26 protein-coding genes, 1 tRNA gene and 2 pseudogenes are annotated in these 22685 nt (G+C 65.2%); 9 read left to right on the plus strand and 20 right to left on the minus strand.

Annotation, left to right across the window (positions count from 1 at the left end; translation table 11 throughout):
- Positions 1 to 31: 31 nt before the first annotated feature.
- The 5 genes from ABSY19_RS08540 to ABSY19_RS08560 are packed head-to-tail and all read left to right on the plus strand — an operon-like array spanning position 32 to position 3734.
- The gene (locus ABSY19_RS08540; protein WP_291121454.1) at positions 32 to 1249 is read left to right on the plus strand and encodes a type II secretion system F family protein; all 1218 of its coding nucleotides are present in this window, start codon (positions 32 to 34) and stop codon (positions 1247 to 1249) included.
- Positions 1249 to 2112 carry a prepilin peptidase gene (locus tag ABSY19_RS08545; RefSeq protein WP_382161350.1) on the plus strand — a complete coding sequence of 288 codons (864 nt, stop codon included), beginning with the start codon at positions 1249 to 1251 and terminating at the stop codon, positions 2110 to 2112. The genes ABSY19_RS08540 and ABSY19_RS08545 overlap by 1 nt, the downstream gene beginning before the upstream one ends.
- A gap of 23 nt (positions 2113 to 2135) precedes the next feature.
- Entirely contained in the window at positions 2136 to 2723 is a 588-nt protein-coding gene (gene coaE, locus ABSY19_RS08550) for a dephospho-CoA kinase (protein ID WP_382161353.1), read from the plus strand.
- A gap of 43 nt (positions 2724 to 2766) precedes the next feature.
- Positions 2767 to 3522, plus strand: coding sequence for a cell division protein ZapD (gene zapD / locus ABSY19_RS08555; protein ID WP_291121446.1), 756 nt, complete (start codon positions 2767 to 2769; stop codon positions 3520 to 3522).
- Positions 3523 to 3530: 8 nt separating this feature from the next.
- Entirely contained in the window at positions 3531 to 3734 is a 204-nt protein-coding gene (locus tag ABSY19_RS08560; RefSeq protein WP_382161355.1) for a DNA gyrase inhibitor YacG, read from the plus strand.
- A 30-nt stretch (positions 3735 to 3764) separates the two neighbouring features.
- On the opposite strand, the gene ABSY19_RS08565 is transcribed toward ABSY19_RS08560, so the two are convergent.
- The 5 genes and pseudogenes from ABSY19_RS08565 to ABSY19_RS08585 form a co-directional block, all read right to left on the minus strand.
- Positions 3765 to 4217 (minus strand): NUDIX domain-containing protein, encoded by a 453-nt coding sequence (locus ABSY19_RS08565; protein WP_382161358.1) that lies wholly within the window; start codon positions 4215 to 4217, stop codon positions 3765 to 3767.
- The gene (locus ABSY19_RS08570; RefSeq protein WP_382161360.1) at positions 4214 to 5092 is read right to left on the minus strand and encodes an ATP-binding protein; all 879 of its coding nucleotides are present in this window, start codon (positions 5090 to 5092) and stop codon (positions 4214 to 4216) included. The genes ABSY19_RS08565 and ABSY19_RS08570 overlap by 4 nt, the downstream gene beginning before the upstream one ends.
- Complete coding sequence (gene argJ / locus ABSY19_RS08575; RefSeq protein ID WP_382161363.1) at positions 5089 to 6336, minus strand: bifunctional glutamate N-acetyltransferase/amino-acid acetyltransferase ArgJ; 1248 nt, start codon at positions 6334 to 6336, stop codon at positions 5089 to 5091. Before argJ ends, ABSY19_RS08570 begins: the two co-directional genes overlap by 4 nt.
- 78 nt (positions 6337 to 6414) lie before the next feature.
- A complete protein-coding gene (gene secA / locus ABSY19_RS08580) occupies positions 6415 to 9174 on the minus strand; it encodes a preprotein translocase subunit SecA (protein WP_382161367.1) in 2760 nt (919 codons plus the stop codon).
- Between the two features lie 170 nt (positions 9175 to 9344).
- Positions 9345 to 10294, minus strand: a pseudogene (locus tag ABSY19_RS08585) (M23 family metallopeptidase).
- A gap of 79 nt (positions 10295 to 10373) precedes the next feature.
- On the opposite strand from ABSY19_RS08585, the gene ABSY19_RS08590 reads away from it, so the two are divergent.
- Complete coding sequence (locus tag ABSY19_RS08590) at positions 10374 to 10664, plus strand: DciA family protein (protein ID WP_291121429.1); 291 nt, start codon at positions 10374 to 10376, stop codon at positions 10662 to 10664.
- Between the two features lie 29 nt (positions 10665 to 10693).
- Here ABSY19_RS08590 and ABSY19_RS08595 read toward each other — a convergent pair.
- The 6 genes and pseudogenes from ABSY19_RS08595 to petA form a co-directional block, all read right to left on the minus strand.
- A tRNA-Thr gene (locus ABSY19_RS08595) sits at positions 10694 to 10769 on the minus strand.
- Between the two features lie 17 nt (positions 10770 to 10786).
- Complete coding sequence (locus tag ABSY19_RS08600) at positions 10787 to 11320, minus strand: ClpXP protease specificity-enhancing factor (protein WP_382161369.1); 534 nt, start codon at positions 11318 to 11320, stop codon at positions 10787 to 10789.
- Between the two features lie 39 nt (positions 11321 to 11359).
- A pseudogene (locus ABSY19_RS08605) lies at positions 11360 to 11970 on the minus strand (glutathione S-transferase N-terminal domain-containing protein).
- Between the two features lie 115 nt (positions 11971 to 12085).
- The gene (locus ABSY19_RS08610; protein ID WP_382161371.1) at positions 12086 to 12841 is read right to left on the minus strand and encodes a cytochrome c1; all 756 of its coding nucleotides are present in this window, start codon (positions 12839 to 12841) and stop codon (positions 12086 to 12088) included.
- Between the two features lie 31 nt (positions 12842 to 12872).
- Positions 12873 to 14273, minus strand: a complete 1401-nt coding sequence (locus ABSY19_RS08615; RefSeq protein WP_291121420.1) for a cytochrome bc complex cytochrome b subunit — start codon at positions 14271 to 14273, stop codon at positions 12873 to 12875.
- A gap of 37 nt (positions 14274 to 14310) precedes the next feature.
- Positions 14311 to 14919 (minus strand): ubiquinol-cytochrome c reductase iron-sulfur subunit, encoded by a 609-nt coding sequence (gene petA, locus ABSY19_RS08620; protein ID WP_382161374.1) that lies wholly within the window; start codon positions 14917 to 14919, stop codon positions 14311 to 14313.
- Between the two features lie 207 nt (positions 14920 to 15126).
- Between petA and mscL the strand changes: the two genes are divergently transcribed.
- The gene (gene mscL / locus ABSY19_RS08625) at positions 15127 to 15555 is read left to right on the plus strand and encodes a large conductance mechanosensitive channel protein MscL (RefSeq protein WP_382161377.1); all 429 of its coding nucleotides are present in this window, start codon (positions 15127 to 15129) and stop codon (positions 15553 to 15555) included.
- Positions 15556 to 15613: 58 nt separating this feature from the next.
- Here the strand turns inward: mscL and pdxA are convergent, their stop codons facing one another.
- A complete protein-coding gene (gene pdxA / locus ABSY19_RS08630; protein WP_382161379.1) occupies positions 15614 to 16618 on the minus strand; it encodes a 4-hydroxythreonine-4-phosphate dehydrogenase PdxA in 1005 nt (334 codons plus the stop codon).
- A 44-nt stretch (positions 16619 to 16662) separates the two neighbouring features.
- Positions 16663 to 17448 carry a Nif3-like dinuclear metal center hexameric protein gene (locus tag ABSY19_RS08635; RefSeq protein WP_382161381.1) on the minus strand — a complete coding sequence of 262 codons (786 nt, stop codon included), beginning with the start codon at positions 17446 to 17448 and terminating at the stop codon, positions 16663 to 16665.
- A gap of 164 nt (positions 17449 to 17612) precedes the next feature.
- Between ABSY19_RS08635 and ABSY19_RS08640 the strand changes: the two genes are divergently transcribed.
- The gene (locus ABSY19_RS08640) at positions 17613 to 18761 is read left to right on the plus strand and encodes a Do family serine endopeptidase (protein ID WP_382161384.1); all 1149 of its coding nucleotides are present in this window, start codon (positions 17613 to 17615) and stop codon (positions 18759 to 18761) included.
- Positions 18762 to 18774: 13 nt separating this feature from the next.
- Here the strand turns inward: ABSY19_RS08640 and tatC are convergent, their stop codons facing one another.
- The 7 genes from tatC to hisI all read right to left on the minus strand — a co-directional run bounded on the left by tatC (position 18775) and on the right by hisI (position 22077).
- The gene (gene tatC / locus ABSY19_RS08645) at positions 18775 to 19575 is read right to left on the minus strand and encodes a twin-arginine translocase subunit TatC (protein ID WP_382161387.1); all 801 of its coding nucleotides are present in this window, start codon (positions 19573 to 19575) and stop codon (positions 18775 to 18777) included.
- Entirely contained in the window at positions 19575 to 20060 is a 486-nt protein-coding gene (gene tatB, locus ABSY19_RS08650) for a Sec-independent protein translocase protein TatB (RefSeq protein WP_382161389.1), read from the minus strand. Before tatB ends, tatC begins: the two co-directional genes overlap by 1 nt.
- 93 nt (positions 20061 to 20153) lie before the next feature.
- A complete protein-coding gene (gene tatA / locus ABSY19_RS08655) occupies positions 20154 to 20399 on the minus strand; it encodes a Sec-independent protein translocase subunit TatA (protein WP_291121406.1) in 246 nt (81 codons plus the stop codon).
- 114 nt (positions 20400 to 20513) lie between these two features.
- On the minus strand, positions 20514 to 20876 hold the full coding sequence (locus ABSY19_RS08660; protein WP_382161392.1) for a histidine triad nucleotide-binding protein: 363 nt from the start codon (positions 20874 to 20876) through the stop codon (positions 20514 to 20516).
- A 13-nt stretch (positions 20877 to 20889) separates the two neighbouring features.
- Positions 20890 to 21279, minus strand: coding sequence for a hypothetical protein (locus ABSY19_RS08665; protein WP_291121402.1), 390 nt, complete (start codon positions 21277 to 21279; stop codon positions 20890 to 20892).
- Between the two features lie 12 nt (positions 21280 to 21291).
- A complete protein-coding gene (locus tag ABSY19_RS08670) occupies positions 21292 to 21672 on the minus strand; it encodes a phosphoribosyl-ATP diphosphatase (protein WP_382161395.1) in 381 nt (126 codons plus the stop codon).
- A gap of 6 nt (positions 21673 to 21678) precedes the next feature.
- Positions 21679 to 22077: a phosphoribosyl-AMP cyclohydrolase gene (gene hisI, locus ABSY19_RS08675; RefSeq protein WP_382163743.1), complete on the minus strand. Its 399-nt coding sequence runs from the start codon at positions 22075 to 22077 to the stop codon at positions 21679 to 21681.
- Between the two features lie 109 nt (positions 22078 to 22186).
- Between hisI and ABSY19_RS08680 the strand changes: the two genes are divergently transcribed.
- Entirely contained in the window at positions 22187 to 22684 is a 498-nt protein-coding gene (locus tag ABSY19_RS08680) for a LapA family protein (RefSeq protein WP_382161397.1), read from the plus strand.
- Position 22685: the final 1 nt, after the last annotated feature.

The following is a 22685-nucleotide window of genomic DNA, read 5'->3' on the forward strand; positions in this document are numbered from 1 at the left end:
GACACAAGGCTCAGAGGGATAGAGGGACACCATGGCAACCGCAGTATCCAAGAACGTCAAGGACGCCGTCTTCGAGTGGGAGGGCAAAGACCGCAACGGCAAGACCGTGCGTGGAGAAACACGGGCCGCGGGAGAAAACCAGGTGTTGGCTGCGCTGCGGCGCCAGGGCATCGTGCCCGGCAAGGTCAAGAAGCGCCGCATGAGTTCGGGCAAGCGCATCAAGCCCAAGGACATTGCCATCTTCACGCGCCAGCTGGCCACCATGATGAAAGCCGGTGTGCCCCTGCTCCAGGCGTTCGACATCGTCGGCCGGGGCAACGCCAACCCCAGCGTCACCAAGCTGCTCAACGATATCCGCACCGATGTGGAAACCGGCACCTCGCTGAGTTCGGCGTTTCGCAAACACCCGCTGTACTTTGACAGCCTGTACTGCAACCTCGTGGAAGCCGGTGAAGCCGCCGGTATTCTGGAGGAGTTGCTGGACCGCCTGGCCACTTACATGGAGAAGACCGAGGCGCTCAAGTCCAAGATCAAGTCGGCGCTGATGTACCCGATCGCCGTGATCATCGTGGCCTTCGTGGTGGTGACCATCATCATGATCTTCGTGATCCCCTCGTTCAAGGAGGTGTTCTCCTCCTTCGGCGCCGATCTGCCCGCGCCGACCCTGTTCGTGATCGCGATAAGCGAGTTCTTCACCGAGTACTGGTGGTTGATCTTTGGCGTCCTCGGTGGCGGCTTCTACTTTTTCATGCAGGCTTGGCGGCGCAATGAGAAGGTGCAGCGGTTCATGGACCGCCTGCTGCTCAAGCTGCCGATCTTTGGCCCATTGATCGAAAAATCGGTCATCGCCCGCTGGACGCGCACGCTGGCGACGATGTTCGCGGCGGGCGTGCCCCTGGTGGAAGCGCTGGACTCGGTGGGCGGTGCATCGGGCAACTCGGTCTACGCCATCGCCACCGAACGGATCCAGCAGGAGGTGTCGACCGGCACCAGCCTGACCAACGCCATGACCAATGCCAACATCTTCCCATCCATGGTGCTGCAGATGTGCGCCATCGGTGAGGAGTCGGGCTCCATCGACCACATGCTGGGCAAGGCCGCCGACTTCTATGAAGCCGAGGTCGACGACATGGTGGCGGGCATCTCCAGCCTGATGGAGCCCATCATCATCGTCGTGCTGGGGACCGTCATTGGCGGTATCGTGGTGTCGATGTACCTTCCCATCTTCAAGCTGGGCCAGGTGGTTTGATGCTGGCGGAAGCGGGCGTGCCGGGCGCGGCGCTGCTGGGCTTGCTCGGCTTGTTGGTGGGCAGCTTTCTCAATGTGGTGATTCACCGCCTGCCCAAGATGATGGAACTGCGCTGGGCGGCCGAATGCGCGGATCTCCAGAACACGGAAGAGAATCCGGCAGCGGCCTCACCAGAAGCTGAAACATTCAACCTGATGGTGCCGCGCTCGCGCTGCCCGCATTGCGGACATCAGATTCGCTGGTTCGAGAACATCCCGGTGTTCAGCTACCTCGCATTGCGCGGCCAATGCAGCCAGTGCAACGCGCCGATCAGCGCACGCTATCCGGCGGTGGAGTTGACGGCCGCGGTCTTGTTCGCCTGGTGTGGGTGGCAATGGGGGCTGGGCTGGGAGGCCCTGGCTTGGTGCGGCTTCTCCGCGGCGGTGCTGGCACTCGCGTGCATCGACTGGGACACCACGCTGCTGCCCGACGACATCACCCTTCCCTTGCTGTGGGCCGGCCTGTGCGCAGCAGGTCTGCGACTGACAGACACCGCGCTCCCGGACGCTCTCTGGGGGGCCGTGGCTGGCTACCTGTCGCTCTGGCTGGTGTACTGGGCCTTCAAGCTGATCACGGGCAAGGAAGGCATGGGCTACGGTGACTTCAAGCTCTTCGCCGCCTTCGGCGCGTGGTTCGGCTGGCAAGCGTTGATCCCGGTGATCTTGATGGCCTCGGTGATCGGTGCCGTGGTGGGCATCGCCATCAAACTCAAAGGCAACCTGCGCGAGGGAGGCTATGTGCCTTTCGGCCCCTTCCTGGCATTGGCCGGCTTGACCTCGATGGTCTTTGGCCCTTCGGCCATTCTGGCCGCCATCGGCCTGTGAGCCAGACGCCTCACAGGCCGCCCGTGCGGCTGGGACTCACCGGTGGCATTGGCAGTGGCAAGAGCACGCTGGCGCGCCTGCTGCAGGCCCGTGGCGCCGGAGTGATCGATGCCGACGCCATCTCCCGCCGCAGCACCGAAGCCGGCGGCGCCGCGATGCCCGCCATCGCACACACCTTTGGCCCGGCATTCCTGGCTCCAGATGGCGCCCTCGACCGGCAGCGCATGCGCGATCACGTGTTCGCACACCCCGAAGCCCGCCACACGTTGGAGCACATCATCCATCCGCTGGTGGGCGCGGAAATCCAGCGCCAGGCCCAGGCATCGGCCTCTGCCTGTCTGGTGTTCGATGTGCCTCTGCTCGTCGAGTCCCCACGCTGGCGGCCTCAGCTGGACCGCGTGCTGGTGGTCGACTGCTCGCCCACCACGCAGATCCGCCGCGTGAACGCTCGCAGTGGATGGGACGCCACCACCACCGAAGCCGTGATGCGCAACCAGAGCCCGCGTGCCTTGCGCCTGGCCGCGGCCGACCTCGTGGTCTTCAACGACGCCGACGACCTGGCCCTGCTGGAGCGCGCCGCTGAGGCCCTGGCCAAGCGGTTCGGGCTATGATGAACCCCCACCCGCCGCTCCGTCCCGCGACCGCCCCGCTGCCGTGATCCTGTACGACTACCCCTTCAACGAACGCATTCGCACCTACCTGCGGCTTGAACAGCTGTTTCGTCGCATGGTGGAACTGGTGCCCCGCAGCCACCCGCTGGACCACCACTATGCGATCCAGACCATCTTCGAGATCATGGACGTGGCGGCCCGGGCCGACATGAAGTCGGATGTGCTCAAGGACCTGGACCGGCACAAGCAGCAACTCATCGGTTTTCGCGGCAATCCGATGATCGCGGAGCAGGCCCTGGAAGAGGTCATCCAGAAGCTGGAAGACTGCTTCACGCAACTGAGCGAAATGACCGGCAAGACCGGCCAGGCCCTGACTGAGAACGACTGGCTGATGAGCATCCGCAGCCGCATCGGCATTCCAGGCGGCACCTGCGAGTTTGATCTGCCCGGCTACTACCACTGGCAGCACCGGAGCGCGGAGGAACGCCGGGCCGATCTGCATCGCTGGTCGGTACCGCTGGCACCCTTGGCCGAGTCCATCGTGCAATTGCTCAAGATGCTGCGCGAATCGGGTTCGGCCCAGAAGGTGGTCGCGCCGGGTGGCCAGTTCCAGCTGACCCTGCCGCAGGGCCGCAGCTTCCAGCTGCTGCGCTTGCGCATCGACCCGTCCACGGGACTCATCCCCGAAATCAGCGGCAACCGGCTGATGCTGTCGGTGCGCCTGATGCGCCACGGCGAAGACGACCGCCTGCATCCAGCGCAGGAGGACGCCGCGTTTGAACTGACCCTGTGCGCCTGAGGTCGGCCGTGAGCGACAAAGCCACCCACACACCCGTCAGAACCGTCCGCTGCCCGAATTGCGGCGGGCCCAGCATCTACGCGCCGAGCAACGCGTACCGACCGTTCTGCAGCGAGCGCTGCAAGCAGATGGACCTGGGTGCCTGGGCGAACGAGGAATTCGGCCTGCCGGAAAAGGAAGGTCAGAGCGACCCCGGCTTCGAACAAAGCTGAAACCGCCTCCAGCGGTTCAGCAGAACGACCTCAAACCGTCTGTTCGGCCGCCAGCCATTCCAGCACGGGCACGGTACCGGCCAGCACAGGGGCACACGACACCGGCAGGGTTTGCCAGCCAAACTGCTGGCCTTCGCGCATCTGCAGCTCACCGGTCCAGTCGCGCACCTTGCAGAAATGCAGCCGCACCAGTCCATGCGGGTAGTCCACCATCGACACTTTCCAGATGTGCGCGGTGCCGATGGTCAGGCCGATCTCTTCCTGGAGTTCGCGCCGCAGCGCCTGCTCCACGGTTTCACCCGCCTCCAGCTTGCCGCCCGGAAACTCCCAGTACCCGGCATACACCTTGCCCAGTGGACGGGATGTCAGCAGGAAAGCACCATCCGGCGCGATCAGCACGCCAACGGCCACGTCCACCACGGGCCGATCGGCAGGACGCGGCGCGTCCTGGTCGGCATCGACCACCAGCACCGGCGCGCTCATGCCTGGATGGCGTGGGTGCCCGCATAGTCGCGCGCGAACTGGTAGGCCACCCGACCGCTGCGCGAACCGCGCTCCAGTGCCCAGACCAGTGCCAAGGGCCGCGCCGCCGCAATGTCGGCAGCAGGCACACCCATCGAGCTGAGCCACTGCGCGACGATGGTGAGGTACTCGTCCTGGCTGAACGGGTAGAAGCTCACCCAGAGGCCGAAGCGCTCCGACAGGGAAATCTTTTCCTCCACCACCTCGCCCGGGTGCACCTCGCCATCCGCCGTGTGCGTGTAGGTGAGGTTTTCCTTCATGTACTCGGGCAGCAGGTGGCGGCGGTTGCTGGTGGCGTAGATCAGCACGTTGGGGCTCGCGGCCGAAACCGAGCCATCCAGGATGGACTTGAGCGCCTTGTAGCCTGGCTCGCCATCCTCGAAACTGAGGTCGTCGCAGAACACGATGAAACGCTCGGGCCGCTCAGCCACCACTTCGACGATGTCGGGCAAATCCACCAGGTCGGACTTGTCCACCTCGATCAGCCGCAGGCCTTGCGGCGCGTATTCGTTGAGGCAGGCGCGCACCAGCGAGGACTTGCCGGTACCGCGCGCACCGGTCAACAACACGTTGTTGGCAGGCAGGCCCTGCACAAACTGCAGGGTGTTGCGCTGGATTTTTTCCTTCTGCCCGTCGATCTCCTGCAGATCGTCCAGGCGCATCGCACCCACGTGTCGCACCGGCTCCAGCACGCCATGGCCGCTGCTGCGCTTGCGGTAACGCCAGGCCACGGCGGCGGCCCAGTCGGGCGCCGACATGGGCTGCGGCAGCACCGCCTCGATCCGGGTGATGAGCTGCTCGGCGCGCTGCAGCAGGCGTTCGAAGTGCTCGTTCATGACCGGTAGTCGGCGTTGATGGTCACGTACTCGTGGCTGAAGTCGCAGGTCCACACGGTCTCGCTCGCCGTGCCCCGGCCCAGCCCGATTCGCACCAGGATCTCGGCTTGCTTCATGACACGCTGGCCGTCTTCTTCCTTGTAGGCCGGGTGGCGCCCACCGGCGCTGACCACATGCACGTCACCAAGGTGCAGATCGATGCCGTTGACATCCAGGTCGTGAATGCCCGCGTAGCCCACCGCTGCCAGAATGCGGCCCAGGTTCGGGTCGCTGGCGAAAAACGCCGTCTTCACCAGGGGGGAGTGAGCGACCGCGTACGCGGCCAGCAGACATTCCGAGGCGTCGCGGCCACCGTCCACCTGCACGGTGATGAACTTGGTGGCGCCTTCGCCGTCGCGCACGATGGCATGCGCCAACTGCCGCGCCACCGGGGTAAGTGCCGCCAGCAGCGCACGCCCTGCGGGGCTCTCCAGATCGGTGATGGGGGTGTTGCCCGCCCGCCCGGTGGCCACCACGACAAAGGAGTCGTTGGTGCTGGTGTCGCCGTCCACGGTGACGCGGTTGAAGGAAGCATCGGCCAGGCGGCGCGCCAGCGCATTCATCAGCGCGGGCGCGACGGCGGCGTCAGTGGCCAGGAAACCCAGCATGGTGGCCATATTGGGCCGGATCATGCCCGCGCCCTTGGCAATGCCGGTGGCGCTGAGGGTCCGCCCGTCCAGCTCGAAGCGCTGGCTGAAGGCCTTGGGCAAGGTGTCGGTGGTCATGATGCCCTGAGCCGCGGAGAGCCATTGCGCGCCGCCCTCGGTCTGAGGCTGTGCCGCGTCGGCCAGCGCCAGCGGCAGGCCGGCCAGCAGACGGTCCAGCGGCAGCGGCTCCATGATCACGCCCGTCGAGAACGGCAGCACCTGTTCGTGGTGCAGACCGAGCGAGCGCGCCAGCGCGGTGCAGGTCTGGCGTGCGTTGGCCAGGCCCGGTTCACCGGTGCCGGCGTTCGCGTTTCCGGTGTTGATCACCAGCGCGCGGATCGACTGCCCGGAAGCCAGGTGGTCCCGGCACACCTGGACCGGTGCGGCCGCGTAGCGGTTCTGCGTGAACACCGCGCCCACGGCGCAGCCTTCATCGAGCAGAAACACCGTGAGGTCCTTGCGGTTGGCCTTGCGGATGCCCGCCTGCGCCACACCGATGCGCACACCCGCGACGGGCAGCAGATCGGTGGCCAAGGGGGCGTTGAGTTGAACAGGCATGTGAACTCCGTGGATGTACCGTGATGTCCAACGGCCGCGCGACGGCGGGCACCCTGGGGGGCCGCCCTCACGCCACCGTCAGTCCAGCTTGCCGTGGCAGTGTTTGTATTTCTTGCCACTGCCACAGGGGCAGGGATCGTTGCGCCCCACGCGCGGCACGTCGCCCGCAGGGCGCGCGGCCGCGGCAATGGCCGCATCGGCGATGGTCTCGGCCTCGCCCGTTTCGGTCGGGGCGGTGTAGGTCACGTTGGCAATCTGCTCGGCGCGCTCTTCCAGCCGCTCGGCCGCCTCGGCCATCTGTTCGGCCGATTGCACGCGCACGTTCATGAGCACGCGGGTGACGTCGTTCTTGACGCTGTCGAGCAGTTGGCCGAACAGCATGAAAGCCTCGCGCTTGTACTCCTGTTTCGGCTGCTTCTGCGCATAGCCGCGCAGGTGGATGCCCTGGCGCAGGTAGTCCAGCGCCGAGAGGTGTTCGCGCCATTGGCTGTCGATGGTCTGAAGGAGCACGACGCGCTCGAACTGGGTGAAGTTCTCCTCGCCCACCAGCGCTACCTTGCCCTCGAAGACCGTCTTGGCCGCCGCCTGCACGCGCTCGACGATTTCCTCGACATCGATGGCTTCCGCATCGGCCACCCAGCTGGACACGGGCGCTTCCACGGCCCACTCCTCGCGCAGCACACGCTCGAGCGTGGGCAGGTCCCATTGCTCTTCCACACTGCCCTCGGGCACATACTGGTGCACCAGGTCGGTGAAGCAGCCTTCACGCAAGGCGTCGATCTGCGCGCGCAGCGAGGTGGCGTCCAGAATGTCGTTGCGCTGCTGGTAGATCACCTTGCGCTGGTCGTTGGAAACGTCGTCGTACTCCAGCAGCTGCTTGCGGATGTCGAAGTTGCGCGCCTCGACCTTGCGCTGCGCGCTCTCGATGCTGCGTGTGACGATGCCGGCTTCGATCGCCTCGCCCTCGGGCATCTTCAGGCGGTCCATGATCGCGCGCACGCGGTCGCCCGCGAAGATGCGCATGAGCGAGTCGTCCAGGCTCAGATAGAAACGCGAGGAGCCAGGGTCGCCCTGGCGGCCCGAACGGCCGCGCAGCTGGTTGTCGATGCGGCGCGATTCGTGGCGCTCGGTCGCGATGATGCGCAGACCGCCCAGCGCCTTGACCTTCTCGTGGTCCTGTTGCCATTGCTGGCGGATCGTCTCGATGCGGGCCGCCTTGGTCGCGTCGTCGAGTGACTCGTCGTTCTGCACCGCATCGACCATCTTCTCGAGGTTGCCGCCGAGCACGATGTCGGTACCACGACCGGCCATGTTGGTGGCGATGGTGATCGCGCCAGGCCGGCCGGCCTGGATGATGATGTCGGCCTCACGGGCGTGCTGCTTGGCGTTGAGCACCTCGTGCGGCAGCTTTTCGGCCTGCAGCAGGCTGGCGATGATCTCGGAGTTCTCGATCGACGAAGTGCCCACCAGCACCGGCTGGCCGCGCTCGTGGCACTCGCGGATGTCCTCGATCGCCGCGACGTACTTTTCCTTGGTGGTCTTGTAGACCCGGTCCAGCTGGTCGTTGCGCTTGCTCGGCCGGTTGGGCGGGATCACCACCGTCTCCAGGCCATAGATCTCCTGGAATTCGTAGGCCTCGGTGTCGGCCGTACCGGTCATGCCCGAGAGTTTGCTGTAGAGACGGAAATAGTTCTGGAAGGTGATGGACGCCAGCGTCTGGTTCTCCGGCTGGATGGCCACGCCTTCCTTTGCTTCCACGGCCTGGTGCAGGCCGTCGCTCCAGCGGCGGCCCGACATCAGGCGGCCCGTGAACTCGTCGACGATGACGATCTCGCCGTTCTGGTTCACATAGTGCTGATCGCGGTGGTAGAGGTGGTGCGCCTTCAGCGAGGTCACCAGGTGGTGCAGCAGCGCGATGTTGGCGGGGTCGTACAGCGAAGCCCCTTCGGGCAACAGGCCGGCCTGACTCAGCAGGCGCTCGGCATTCTCATGGCCCTGCTCGGTCATGTGAATGGAATGTGCCTTCTCGTCCACGGTGAAGTCGCCGGGTTTGATCACCCCTTCGCCCGTGCGCGGATCGGCCTCGCCCTCCTGTCGCACCAGGTGGGGCACCAGCTGCTTGATCGCCAGGTAGACCTGGGTCTGGTCTTCGGCCTGGCCACTGATGATCAGGGGTGTGCGGGCCTCGTCGATCAGGATGGAATCCACCTCGTCCACGATCGCGTAGTTCAGGCCCCGTTGCACGCGGTCGGCGGCCTCGTAGACCATGTTGTCGCGCAGGTAGTCGAAGCCGTATTCGTTGTTGGTGCCGTAGGTGATGTCGGCGCGGTAGGCGGCCTGCTTGTCCTCGCGCGGCGCCTGAGGCAGGTTGATGCCCACGGTCAGGCCGAGGAAGTTGTACAGCCGGCCCATCCACTGGGCATCGCGGCTGGCCAGGTAGTCGTTGACGGTGACGACGTGAACACCCTTGCCGGTCAGTGCGTTGAGGTAGACCGGCAGCGTGGCGGTCAGCGTCTTGCCTTCGCCGGTGCGCATCTCGGCCACCTTGCCGTGGTGCAGCGCCAGGCCCCCCATCAGTTGCACGTCGAAGTGGCGCATCTTCATGACGCGCTTGCTGGCCTCGCGCACCACGGCAAACGCCTCGGGCAACAAGGCCTCCAAGGCTTCGCCCTGGGCGATGCGTTGCTTGAACGCCTCTGTCTGAGCCTTCAGCTCGTCGTCGCTGAGCTGCTCGAACTTCGACTCCAGTCCATTGATGCGCTCCACCGTCTTGCGATAGGTCTTCAGAAGACGGTCATTGCGGCTACCAAAGATTTTGGTGAGGAAGTTTGTGGCCATACGTGCGGGCCTGCGCCGGACACCCTGTGGATTCCGGGCAGGCAATTGGAGGTAGGAGGGCTCTCGCGAACCCGGGAGAGCAAACGACGGGAAACTACCCGTGATGTGCCGACGGACGCAGGGCTTTCAAGAGCAAAGCGCGCATTTTACCCGCCGCACCTGCCCCGCGCTCAGGGCCTGCGGGGGCCGGGCCCTGTGGCCTTGGCCACGGCCATGTTTTCGCCCGCGGCCAGGAAACGCTGCGGATCCTGGGGCACGCCCGAGACCCAGACTTCGAAGTGCAGATGCGGCCCGGTGGAGCGTCCCGTGGAGCCCACTTCCGCGATCTTCTGGCCCCGCTTCACGATATCGCCCTTCTTGACCAGCACCTTCGAGGCGTGGGCATAGCGGGTGATGAGGTCGTTGCCATGGTCCACTTCCACCATGTTGCCGTAGGCAGGGTGGTATTCCTGCACCACCACCATCCCGCCCGCGGCGGCCAGGATGGGGGTGCCCGGATCGGACGGGAAATCCAGGCCCGTGTGCAGGGCGGAGCGCCCGGTGATGGGGTCGATGCGAAAGCCAAACGGCGACCCCACCTGCACGCCCGCCACCGGTTGCTCGGTCGGCACCATCGTGCGCTGGATCTTCTGGTCGAACAGGCGCGACTCCACCACCGTCAACCAGTCCACCCGCGAACCGCTCGTCTGGTCGATCCGCTCCAGCGCACCCATCAATTCGTCCATGCTCAGGTCACGGCCCCCACCAGCGCGCCGCCGGCACCTGGCTTGGGCTTGAACTCCGCCGGGCTCAGGCCCGCCAGGCCTGCGACCCGTTCACCCAGCGAGTCGATCTGCACCATGCGCGCCTGCATTTCGCCCAGCTTGCGGGCCATGGCGTCGAGGTTGGCGCGCATGTAGGCGTTCTGGGTATTCGCTTCGTCCTGGTGCACCAGACGCGCCACCGGCGCAAACCCGGGCCAGCCCTGGCGCACCCCCTCCAGAAACACCCAGTGGTACGTGGTGATCGCCCCCAGCATCAGCAGCACCGACGCGAGCACGCCGACACCGACGAGCTTGAGTCCACTGAGGTGCATGGCGCGACTCTTGGCCAGCCAGGCGTCCGTGATAATGATGTGCACTGCTCTACCTTTCCAGGCCACCCAGATTCAACTAGGCCACCTTCATCGCATGTCTACCGCCCCCCGATCCCACAACACCATGCTCAGCCTGGAGCAGGCCGTGGGAGCTGCGCCCACGCTCGCCGCGCTGCAGGAGCGCATCCGGGAGTCCCGTTGGTGCCTGGATCAGGTGCAACACCTGATCCCCGCCAGCTTGCGTCCGCATGTGCTGGCCGGCCCCTTGCAAGATCAGGAGTGGTGCCTGCTGGTTGCCAGTTCCGCCGCATCGACCAAACTGCGCCATTTGCTGCCTTCGCTGCAACTGGCTTTGACCCAAAGGGGTGCGCAGGTTAACGCAATCCGCATCAAAGTCCAAACGCCGGGACGATGAGCGCGCCCTGAGCCTGCGCGGGCGGTGCCTGGTGCCGCTTGTCTGACTCGAACAGACGACCTATCGCTTACAAGGCGATTGCTCTACCAACTGAGCTAAAGCGGCGGGTTGAACGAAAAATTCTACTTGACGCGCTTGAGCTGGGGCCTGCCGCCCGGCCGACCAGGGCCTGCCGGTGGATCGGGCAGATCACCCGACGCGGGCGCGCCATCGCTGGGAACGGACCGCAGCGGACCACGGGCAGGACCGTCGGAGGCCTCTTCCACGCCCGAAGGTGCATCGGGCACCACAGCGGCGTCCACGGCGGGCCCGGAGGATACGGCCGCCGCGGGCGGCGCTGGAAAGGCCATGCCTTGGCCGTTCTCGCGCGCATAAATGGCGATCACATGGCTGATCGGCACAATGATCTCGCGCGCCACCCCGCCGAACCGGGCCTTGAACTCGATGAATTCATTGCCCAGCTTGAGCGAGCTGGTGGCTTCCATGCTCACGTTGAGCACGATCTCACCGTTCTTCACGAACTCCATGGGCACCCGCACCGACGCATCGACCTGGACGGCGATGTAGGGCGAGAACCCATTGTCGGCACACCATTCGTGCAGGGCACGGATCAGGTACGGCCGCGTGGAGGGGATTTCCGGTTCGAAGGCGCTCATGAAGTTTCTGGCCTGGTCCCCTGCGGGACCGCGTGCCGTTTATTTGCGCATCACCTTTTCGGATGGCGTGAGCGCCTCGATGTAGGCCGGGCGCGAGAAGATGCGCTCGGCGTACTTGAGCAGGGGAGCGGCGTTCTTGCTGAGTTCGATGCCGTAGAAATCCAGGCGCCACAGCAGGGGGCGATGGCCACGTCCAGCATGGAGAAATTGTCACCCAGCATGAACTTGTTCTTCAGGAACACCGGTGCGAGCTGGGTCAGGCGATCGCGGATGTGCGAACGGGCCTTCTCCAGCGCTTTCTCGTTGCCCTTGGTGCTGCGCGATTCGAGCATGGACACGTGCGTGAACAACTCTTTCTCGAAGTTCAGCAGGAACAGGCGCACGCGCGCGCGGTCCACCGGGTCGCCGGGCATCAGCTGGGGATGCGGGAAGCGTTCGTCGATGTACTCGTTGATGATGTTCGATTCGTACAGGATGAGATCGCGTTCGACCAGGATAGGCACTTGGCCATACGGGTTCATCACGCTGATGTCTTCAGGCTTGTTGTACAGGTCGACGTCCCGGATCTCGAAATCCATGCCTTTTTCAAACAGCACGAAACGGCAGCGGTGGGAGTAAGGGCAGGTGGTGCCCGAATACAAGACCATCATGTGGGAGTCTCCTTAAAGCAAAAAACAGTGGCTTGCGAACATGCCCGTCGGGCATTGCAAACCACTGTGGAACGGTCGGGCCGGCCTCCCATGAGACCGCCCCAGCCGGATCGGATTATTTGACGTCTTTCCAGAAGGCCGCATTCAAGCGCCAGGCCACGATGGTGAAAGCCGCCAGGAACAGCATCACCCACACGCCGATGCGCACGCGGGAGTTCTGGGAAGGCTCGGCCATCCACTGCAGATAGGCCACCAGGTCGCCAACGTTTTCTTCGTAGCGCGCATCGCTCAGGGTGCCGGGTTTGACCTGCTCCCAGCCTTTGACGCGGTCCACCTCGTGGCCGTGGCTCATCACCTTCTCGTGCACCGGACGGCGCTCGCCTTGCAGCTCCCACAGCGGGTGGGGCATGCCGATGTTCGGGAACACCAGGTTGTTCCAGCCGGTCGGCTTGGTGTCGTCGCGGTAGTAGGTGCGCAGCAGGGTGTAGACGTAGTCGGCACCGGTGCCCGCGCTGCTGGAGCGCGAACGGGCGATCAGGCTGAGGTCGGGCGGGTTCACGCCGAAGAACTGCTTGGCCTGCTTCGGATCGATGGCGGCCTTCATCGTGTCACCGATCTTGTCGGTCGTGAAGGTCAGGTTCTCAGCGATCTGCTTGTCGTTCAGGCCGATGTCGCGCAGGCGGTTGTAGCGCATGAACGCCGCCGAGTGGCAGCTCAGGCAGTAGTTGACGAACAGTTTGGCGCCATTCTGCAGGGCGGCCATGTCGTTGGTGCGCTGAGGCGCCTTGTCCAGCGGGAAGTTTCCACCGGCGGCCAGCGCCGCGCCCGACAAGCCCAGGGCCAGCATGAAGCCCAAGAGGATTTTTTTCATTTGCTTGACTCTCCGGATTGGCTCTGTGGGTTCAGTGGGGCTGGAACGTGACGCGCTGGGGCACCGGCTTGAATTCGCCGATGCGGCTCCACCAGGGCATCAGCAGGAAGAAGCCGAAGTAGAACAGCGTACCCAACTGGGACACCCGCTCGCCAATGGGCGACGGCGGTTGCACCCCGAGATAACCGAGGATCAGGAAGTTGATCACGAACACCGTGTACAGCCAGATGTTCCAGTTCGGGCGGTAGCGGATGGACTTGACCGGGCTGTGATCAAGCCAGGGCAGGAAGAACAGGATGATGACGGCGCCGCCCATGGCGACCACGCCCCAGAACTTGGCATCGATGGACAGCATCAGCGCCACCAGCACCAGTGCGGCGATCACGATGCCACCCTTGATCGCGCCGGACACCTTGGCCTTGAGCGCACCCAGGACCGCCGCGATGACGACGATGGCCACCAGGGCGTACATCATTTCGGTGGTGATGGCACGCAGCATCGAGTAGAACGGCGTGAAGTACCAGACCGGCGCGATGTGCAGGGGCGTCACAAGCGGGTCGGCCGGGATGAAGTTGTTGTACTCGAGGAAGTAGCCGCCAAACTCGGGGGCGAAGAAGATGATCGCCGAGAACACCATCAGGAAGACCGAGACGCCCAGGATGTCGTGCACGGTGTAGTACGGGTGGAACGGGATGCCGTCCAGCGGCTTGCCCGATGCGTCCTTGGTGGCCTTGATCTCCACACCGTCGGGGTTGTTGGAGCCCACTTCGTGCAGGGCGATCAGGTGAGCGACCACCAGACCCAGCAGCACCAACGGCACAGCGATCACGTGGAAGCTGAAGAAGCGGTTCAGCGTGGCGTCGCCCACCACGAAGTCGCCGCGGATCAGCAGCGCCAGGTCGGGACCGACGAAGGGAATGGCGGAGAACAGGTTGACGATCACCTGGGCGCCCCAGTAGGACATCTGGCCCCAGGGCAGCAGGTAGCCCATGAAAGCCTCGGCCATCAGGCACAGGAAGATCGCGCAGCCGAACACCCAGACCAGCTCGCGCGGCTTGCGGTAGCTGCCGTAGATGAGGCCGCGGAACATGTGCAGGTACACCACCACGAAGAACGCCGAGGCGCCGGTGGAGTGCATGTAGCGGATCAGCCAGCCCCAGGGCACATCGCGCATGATGTACTCGACCGACGCGAAAGCCAGGTTGGCGTCGGGCTTGTAGTGCATCACCAGGAAGATGCCGGTGACGATCTGGATCACGAGCACCAGCAGGGCCAGCGAGCCGAAGAAGTACCAGAAGTTGAAGTTCTTGGGCGCGTAGTACTCGGAGAGGTGTTCCTTGTACAGCTTGGATGCCGGGAACCGGTTGTCGATCCAGTTCAGCGCTTTCTGACCGATCGGCGCGTCGGGGGAAATTTCTTTGAATTCAGCCATGGGGATGCCTCTGTGATCCGTTGTCTGTCAGTGCCGCTCAGGCCTGCTTCTCTTCACCCACCAGCAAGGTGGTGTCGGACAGGTAGTAGTGCGGCGGCACTTCCAGGTTGTCGGGCGCCGGCTTGTTCTTGAACACGCGGCCGGCCACGTCGAAGGTAGAGCCGTGGCAGGCGCACAGGAAGCCGCCCTTCCAGTCGTCCGGCAGCGAAGGCTGCGGGCCGGGGGTGAGCTTGTCGCCGGGGGAACAACCGAGGTGGGTGCAAATGCCCACGGTCACGAGGAATTCGGGCTTGATGGAACGGTGGCGGTTCTTGGCGTAGGCCGGCGTCGGGTAGGCCGTGCGGTCCGAGTTCGGATCGGCCAGTTGCCCTTCGATGGCCTCGAGCGCGGCGAGCTGCTCGGGCGTGCGGCGCAGGATCCACACCGGCTTGCCGCGCCATTCGACAACGATCTTTTCCCCCGGCTGGATGCCGGAGATGTCCACTTCCACGGCGGCGCCCGCGGCCTTGGCCCGTTCGGATGGCTGGAAGGTGCTCACGAAGGGAACGGCGACGGCGGCTGCACCAGCACCACCCATGGCGCAGGAGGTGATCAGCCAGGTTCTGCGGCTGCGATCGACAGTCGCACCGGCGGTTGCTTCACTCATGGGGATCTTTCAATGGGGTCGAGACGGGACACTAGGGACAACCCGGCATTGTACTGGAGCAGTCAAGGGGCTTTACCGCTTGTCGGGGTGTGGGACTTGGCTATTGCCCGGGAGGGCTCGATACCAGCGGACGCCACGCACGACTGTGTGAGAATGCCTCTCGACTTTCCGCCATCCATTTCAATCACTCGCCAACCGGAGGACCTCATGGGCATGTTGCAAGAGTTCAAGGAATTTGCCGTCAAGGGCAACGTGATCGACCTCGCCGTGGGCGTGATCATCGGCGGGGCCTTCGGCAAGATCGTCACCTCCATGGTCGACGATGTGATCATGCCCATTGTGGGCGCCATCTTCGGCAGCCTGGATTTCACCAACCTGTACCTCGCGCTCGGCAAAGTGCCCGAGGGCACGCCCGCGACGCTGGCCGGCCTGAAAGCGGCCGGCGTGCCGACCCTGGCCTACGGCAACTTCATCACGGTGGCGCTGAACTTCACCATCATGGCGTTCATCATCTTCATCATGGTCAAGCAGATCAACCGCCTCAAGCGCGAAGCGCCCGCCGCCCCGGCCGAGCCGCCCGCAACGCCCGAAGACATCGCCCTGCTGCGCGAGATCCGCGACAGCCTGCGCAAGTAAGCGTCAGCCGCTTCCGACCACGCCGCACCCCTCACGGGACTGCGGCGTTTTTCATGCCTCAGACGCCCGTGGCTGTCAGGGCCGCGTCGATGGCCGCCAGCAGGCTGGTGGCACTGGCCTGGCCGGTGCCGGCGATGTCGAACGCCGTGCCGTGGTCGGGGCTGGTGCGCACGAAAGGCAGGCCCAGCGTGGTGTTCACGCCGTGCTCCAGACCCAGCAGCTTGACGGGAATGAGTCCCTGGTCGTGGTACATCGCCACCACCACGTCAAAAGCCCCCTGGCGGGCGCGCATGAACACCGTGTCGGGTGCGTGCGGCCCGCTGGCCTGCATACCTTCCTGTTGCGCCTGTGCCACCGCCGGCGCAATGGTCTCGATTTCTTCCCGACCGAACAATCCCCCCTCCCCAGCGTGCGGGTTCAGCCCGGCCACCGCGATGCGTGGCGCGGCCAGCCCGGTTCGCCGGAAATGCGCGTCGGTGATGCGGATGGTCTGCAGCACCTGGGCCTGCGTCACGGCTTGCAGCGCCTGCTGCAAGGACACATGAATGCTCACCAGCACGGTGCTCAACCCGGGGCAGCTGAGCATCATGCGAACCGGCAGCGCAGAGATCGGCACGCCGGCGTGCGTCGCCGCGAGCGCCTGCAGCAACTCGGTGTGACCCGGGTGGTCGACACCGGCCGCCGCCAGCGCTTCCTTGTGGATGGGCGCGGTCACCAGGGCTCGGGCTCGTCCCGACAGGGTCGCCTGTGCGGCCCACCGAATGCAGTCGGCTGCCGCCAGCCCGGCCTCGGCATTCACGCGCCCCATGGGCACCGGTCGGGCCAGCGAACACGCCTGCACCACCGCCATGCAGCCCGGAGGCACCGCGCCAAGGTCCGACAACGCCTCGATTTCGGCCAGCATCAGCGCTTCGGCGGCCGAGCCCCGCTCCGCCGCCGTGGCGCGCAAGGCCTGGTGCATCGTCGCCACGTCGCCGGCCACCACCACCTGGCGCTGCAGCACCGGCCGTTCACGAAACGCCTTGGCGATGATCTCGGGCCCGATGCCCGCGGGATCGCCCATGCTCAGAATCAGCGGAGGGGGTGGGAACGGCGGCATGTGGCGCCTCAGGCGGGGTTGTCGATGTCGATGAACACGTGCGCCAGCCCCAGCTGCGCGGCCACATGGGCACCGACGGCAGGCGCGCCATAGCGCTCGGACGCGTGGTGGCCGCAGGCGATGTAGGCGACGCCACATTCGCGGGCATAGTGCGCCTGCGGCTCGGAAATCTCGCCGGTGATGAACACGTCCGCACCGGCCGCGATGGCCGCCTCGAAGTAGCCCTGCGCGCCGCCCGTGCACAGCGCCACATGGCGCACCTGACGATCGGGCTCGGCGACCAAGGTCACTGCGCGGCCCAGACACCGGGCCACATGATCGGCCAGCGCGGCGGCCGACTCGCTGCGGCGCTCGCCCATGAAGCCCAGGGCCTGCTCGCCGAAGCGGCCGCGCGCGTCGGCGTACACGGCCACCCCCAGTTGGCGAGCAAGCTGCGCGTTGTTGCCCAGCTCGGGGTGCGCATCCAGCGGCAGGTGGTAGGCCAGCAAATTGATGTCGTGCGCGAGCAGCAGCGCCAGACGCTGCTTCATCCAGCCGGTCACGCGACCGTCCTGCCCGCGCCAGAACAGGCCGTGGTGCACCAGGATGGCATCGGCGCCCTCCTTCACGGCGGCCTCGATCAGCGCCCGGCTGGCGGTCACCCCGCTCACCAGCTTGTGCACCTCGGCCCGGCCCTCAACCTGCAACCCATTCGGCCCATAGTCCTTGAACTGGGTTGGCTGCAACAGCGTGTCCAGGGCATTGGTCAGGGCGGCGCGGGGAACGGCAGGGTGATCGGTGCGCGGATCGGGCATGGGCAGTCGGCGTGAGGCAAGGCGTAGCCCTCCATTCTGACACCCCCTCCCCCATCGACCGGGTCGCCCGCGTCTTGAAGCCGTCACCGTTCACGCCCATATGCGGGACAATATCGGCGGACGCGGCCGAGGCCGCGCCCCTTCTCAACCCGCTCGACATCCCCATGAAACGACTCTGGCTCCTGTTCGCCCAAACCGTCACTGTGCTCGTGGCGGCGTTGTTCGTGGTGGGCACCTTGCAGCCCCAATGGCTGGGCCGCCAGACCGCCGTGGTGCCCGTGTTCGAAGCCCCATCGGGCACGCCGGTAGCGACGGTCGAGGGCACCGGGAGCTTTCGCGCCGCCGCCCGCACCGCATCGCCGGCCGTGGTGAGCATCAACACCAGCAAGGCGCCAGCCCACAACCCGCAAAGCGCGGATCCCTGGTTCCGGTTTTTCTTTGGCGACCAGGCCCCCTCGCAGCAGCAAAGTGGCCTGGGATCGGGCGTGATCGTCAGTCCTGCCGGCTACGTGCTCACCAACAACCACGTCATCGAAGAAGCCGACGAGATCGAGGTCATCCTCAACGACGGCCGCAAGGCCGTGGCGGAGGTGATCGGCACCGACCCGGAAACCGATCTGGCGATCCTGAAGATCAACCTGACCGACTTGCCCGTGATCACCCTGGGCAACTCCGATGCGCTGGAAATCGGCGACCAGGTGCTGGCCATCGGCAACCCGTTTGGCGTGGGCCAGACCGTCACCAGCGGCATCGTCAGCGCGCTTGGCCGCACCCAGCTGGGCATCAACACCTTCGAGAACTTCATCCAGACCGATGCCGCCATCAACCCGGGCAATTCGGGCGGCGCACTGGTGGACGTGAGCGGTCAGCTGATGGGCATCAACACCGCGATCTACTCACGCTCCGGCGGCTCGATGGGCATCGGCTTTGCCATCCCCACCTCCACCGCGCGCAGCGTGATGGAAGCCATCGTGAAGGACGGACAGGTCACGCGCGGCTGGATCGGCGTGGAGCCCCAGGACCTGAGCCCCGAACTCGCCGAGAACTTCGGCATGCAGCCGGGCACGGGCGTCATCATCAGCGGCGTGCTGCAGAACGGGCCCGCCGCCCAGGCCGGCATTCGTCCAGGCGATGTGATCACCGCCGTGGCCGGCCGCTCGGTGAACAACGTCGCGCAGTTGCTGTCGGCCGTGGCCAACCTGTCGCCGGGCACGCCCGCGTCGCTCGATGTGGTGCGGCGCGAGGGCAAGACGAAGATCGAGGTCACACCGGGCCGGCGCAACCTGCCGCGTCAGCAGGCCACCCCACGCTGAAGCGCGGGATCGATCAAGCCGCCGGCTTTTCTTCTTCCTTGGCTTCTTCGTCGGTCTTGGCCGACGCCTTGATGAACCACTGCGCGCCCCAGATGCCCAGCTCGTAGAGCAGGCACATGGGCACGGCCAGCGCCAGCTGGGAGATCACGTCCGGCGGCGTCACGACGGCCGCGATGACGAAGGCCACGACGATGAAGTAGCCCCGGAACTCCTTGAGCTTCTGCACCGTCACCATGTTCATCTTGACCAGCAGCACCACGACGATGGGCACCTGGAAAGCCAGGCCAAAGGCGAGGTACAGCGACAGAATGGCCTCCACGTATGAGGCGATATCGGGCGTGGCGGCCACGCTCGCCGGCGTGAACTTCTGGATGAAGCCGAACATCTTGTCCAGCACGAAGAACTGCACGAACGCGATGCCGATGTAAGCCAGCAAGCTGCCCAGCACGATCAGGGGCACGGCGAAGCGCTTCTCGTGGCTGTACAGGCCGGGCGCCACGAAGGCCCACACCTGGTACATCCACCAGGGCAGGGACAGCAGCAGCGCCGCCATGGCCAGCACCTTGATCGGCACGAAGAAGGGCGAGAACACGCCCACGGCGATCAGCTTGGCGTCGGGCGGCATGTGGGCCCGGATCGGCACCGCGATCAGGTCGATCAGACCGCTGGGGCCGGGCCAGACGGCCAACAGGGCCATGCAAATGGCCAAGCCGATGATGCCGTACAGAAGCCGGTCGCGCAGCTCCATCAGGTGCTGGACAAACGGCTGCTCGGAACCGGCGAGTTCGTCGGTGGAATCTTTGGGATCGGACATCAACGGGGAGCGGAAGAGGAGCGGGGCCGGAACCGGGCCACGCGGGCCGCACCCGACTGGGTGCGGGTGCGCACGCCGGTGCGGGCCTTGAACCACTGGGGCATCGCCTTCTGCTTCAGGCGCCAGTTCTTCTTGGGGTGTTTGTAAACCGGTGGGGTTTCGAGTGAGCCGTTGGAACCATAGGTGGTGGACGTGCCATCCAGGCCAGCGGTCGCGTCCGACCACGATCTCTCGAAATCGTTGGCACCGCTCTGCACCGAGGCCTCCACGTCGCGCGCCGCCTCGGTCACCGAGTCCTTCATCTTCTTGAGCTCTTCGAGCTCCATGGAGCGGCTGACCTCGGCCTTGACGTCGGACACGTAGCGCTGCGCCTTGCCCAGCAGGGCGCCCACCGTGCGGGCGACGCGAGGCAGCTTTTCGGGGCCGATGACGATCAACGCCACCGCCCCGATGAGGGCGAGCTTGGAAATGCCCAGATCAATCATGTGTCGGCCATCCTGCGGGCAATGTTGGGCGGGAGGTCCGCCCGGAAACGGTGCTGCCTAGGGTATTCAAACCCACCGCGGGCAGCAGGAGCATCAGCTTTTGTGCTTGGCTTCGACGTCGATCGTGTTCTTGTCGGTGCGGGTGTCCTGCGTCACCTGCCCTGCGGGGGCTGCCGCCGCGTTGTCGGCGGGAGTCTGGCCGCCCTCCTTGATGCCGTCCTTGAAGCCCTTGACCGCACCGCCCAGATCGGACCCGATGTTCTTGAGCTTCTTGGTGCCGAACACCATCACCACGATCAGCAGCACGATCAACCAGTGCCAGATGGAAAACGAACCCATGAGTTACTCCAGATAGGGAAATAGGGAAGCGAGAGCCGCTATGCGTGGGATTCTAAGCCCCGGTGGGAGTTCAGCCGCCCTCGCGGCGCAATACCAGGGCCCGCCGGACGGCACTTATCCACGCAACCAGGGCCGGGGACCACCCATCACGTGCACGTGAAGGTGGTGCACCTCCTGCCCGCCTTCCCCACCGTTGTTGCACACGATGCGAAATCCGCCTTCGGGGTATGGATTGCAACCCTGCTCCAGCGCCAGGCGTGGGGCCAGGGTCATGATGCGGCCCATCAGCCGCTCGTGCTCAGGGCCCAACTGGGCCATGGAGGGGATGTGCGCCTTCGGCACCATGAGGAAATGCACCGGCGCCCAGGGGTGGATGTCGTGAAAGACGTAAATGTCTTCGTCTTCGTAGACCTTTTTCGACGGGATCTGGCCGGCAATGATCTTGCAAAAGATGCAATTCGGGTCGTGAGCGCTCATGGGATCGGAGGTGTTAGTCGGGCATGGCCTGGCTGGCGTTCATGCGCACCATGCCCTTGACGATGCGGTAGAGGAACCAGATGGAGATCAGGCACCAGGCAATCCAGCCGGGCGCCAGGAACAGCAGCCACAGCGGCAGGGTCACCAGGTACAGCACGGCGGCCCAGATCACGGTGCGGATGCGCCAGGAGAAATGGCTCGCTTGCCAGGTGCCCTCGGCATCGCTTTTTTTCACGAGGTCGACGATCAAAGCGATGATGAGCAACACCGGGCTGGCCTGCGCGCCGGGCAACACCGCCGCCACGGCCACGATCAGGTGCAAGAGGTAGCTGACCCAGCCCACCGTCTTGAGAGACTGGGCCTTCTCGCTGTCGACCGCCTTGACGTCAATGATGTCGCTCATCACAAGCTCCTTTCAGCCAGCTTCCGGACCGGCTGCAGCCTCTCGCTGCAGCACTTTGCGCATCGCCTTTTCCTCCAGGCCGCTCAGGCCCTCGCGGCGCACCAGTTCGGCCACCACGTCGGCCGGGCTCAGGTGGTAGTGCGCCAGCGCGATCATGCTGTGGAACCAAAGGTCGGCGATTTCGTTGACCAGCTTCTGGGGGTCGCCGCCATGGTCGGCGTCCTTGGCCGCCATCACCGCCTCGGTGGCCTCTTCGCCGATCTTTTTCAGGAAGGTGTCGGGCCCCTTGTGCAACAGGCGGGCCACGTAGCTTTTTTCGGGATCGCCCCCGTTGGCCGGTTTGCGGCTTTCGATCACGGCGGCCAGGCGCGCCAGGTCATCGGTGGTGGACATGTCGGTTCACTTGTAGATCGATTCGGGGTCTTTGAGCACGGGCTCGACGGCGTGCCACTGGCCGCCCTCGAAGCGCTGGAAGAAGCAGCTGTGGCGGCCGGTGTGGCAGGCAATGCCGGGTTCGTGCCCCAGCTGCGTGACCTTGAGCAGCACCACGTCGTTGTCGCAGTCCATGCGGATGTCGTGCACGGTCTGCACGTGGCCCGACTCCTCCCCCTTGAACCACAGCCGTTCGCGTGAGCGGCTGTAATAGACCGCACGGCCCAGTTCGGCCGTCTTCTGCAGCGCCTCGCGGTTCATCCAGGCGAACATCAACACGTCGCCCGAGGCGGCTTCCTGCGCGATCACAGGCACCAGGCCTTGCGCGTCCCACTTCACTTCATCGAGCCAGTTCATGGCAGGAATCTACCATGGGGCCCGGGCTTGACGCCCCTGGCGGCCGGAATGCCGTTAGGATGGTCCAGACACCGGTCCGAGGCACACCGCCCCGTGCCCAACCATGACAAGGAACACCATGAAACTCCGCACCCTGCTCCTGGTCCTCTTCATCCTGTTCATCGCGGGCTTCGTGGCCCTGAACTTCGAACAGATCCTGCAACCCACCGCGCTCAATTTCGGTTTCACCCAGGTGCAAGCGCCCATGGGCCTGGTGTTGCTGGGCATGCTGGCCCTGGTGCTCGTGGTGTTTCTGGCCGCGCTGGTGTACTACCAGACGCTGCACCTGATGGAGGTGCGCCGCATCACCCGCGAGGCGGCCGACCAGCGCCTGCTGGCCGACAAGGCCGAAGCTTCGCGCTTTACCGAGCTGCGGCAGTACCTGCAGACCGAATCACAAGCCAGCGTGTCGCGCGAGCAGGCGCTGTCGGACCAGGTGCGCGCGAAACTGGACCAGGTCCAGGTCGCCTTGACTCAGGTGATCGAGCAGACAGGCAACGGCCTGAGCGCGAGCGTCGGCGAGCTGGAAGACCGGCTGGAGCGGCAATTCCCCCCGCGAGGCGGCGACCACCTCTGAA

This window comes from Hydrogenophaga sp. ANAO-22 (assembly GCF_042466645.1).
Taxonomy (GTDB): domain Bacteria; phylum Pseudomonadota; class Gammaproteobacteria; order Burkholderiales; family Burkholderiaceae_C; genus Hydrogenophaga.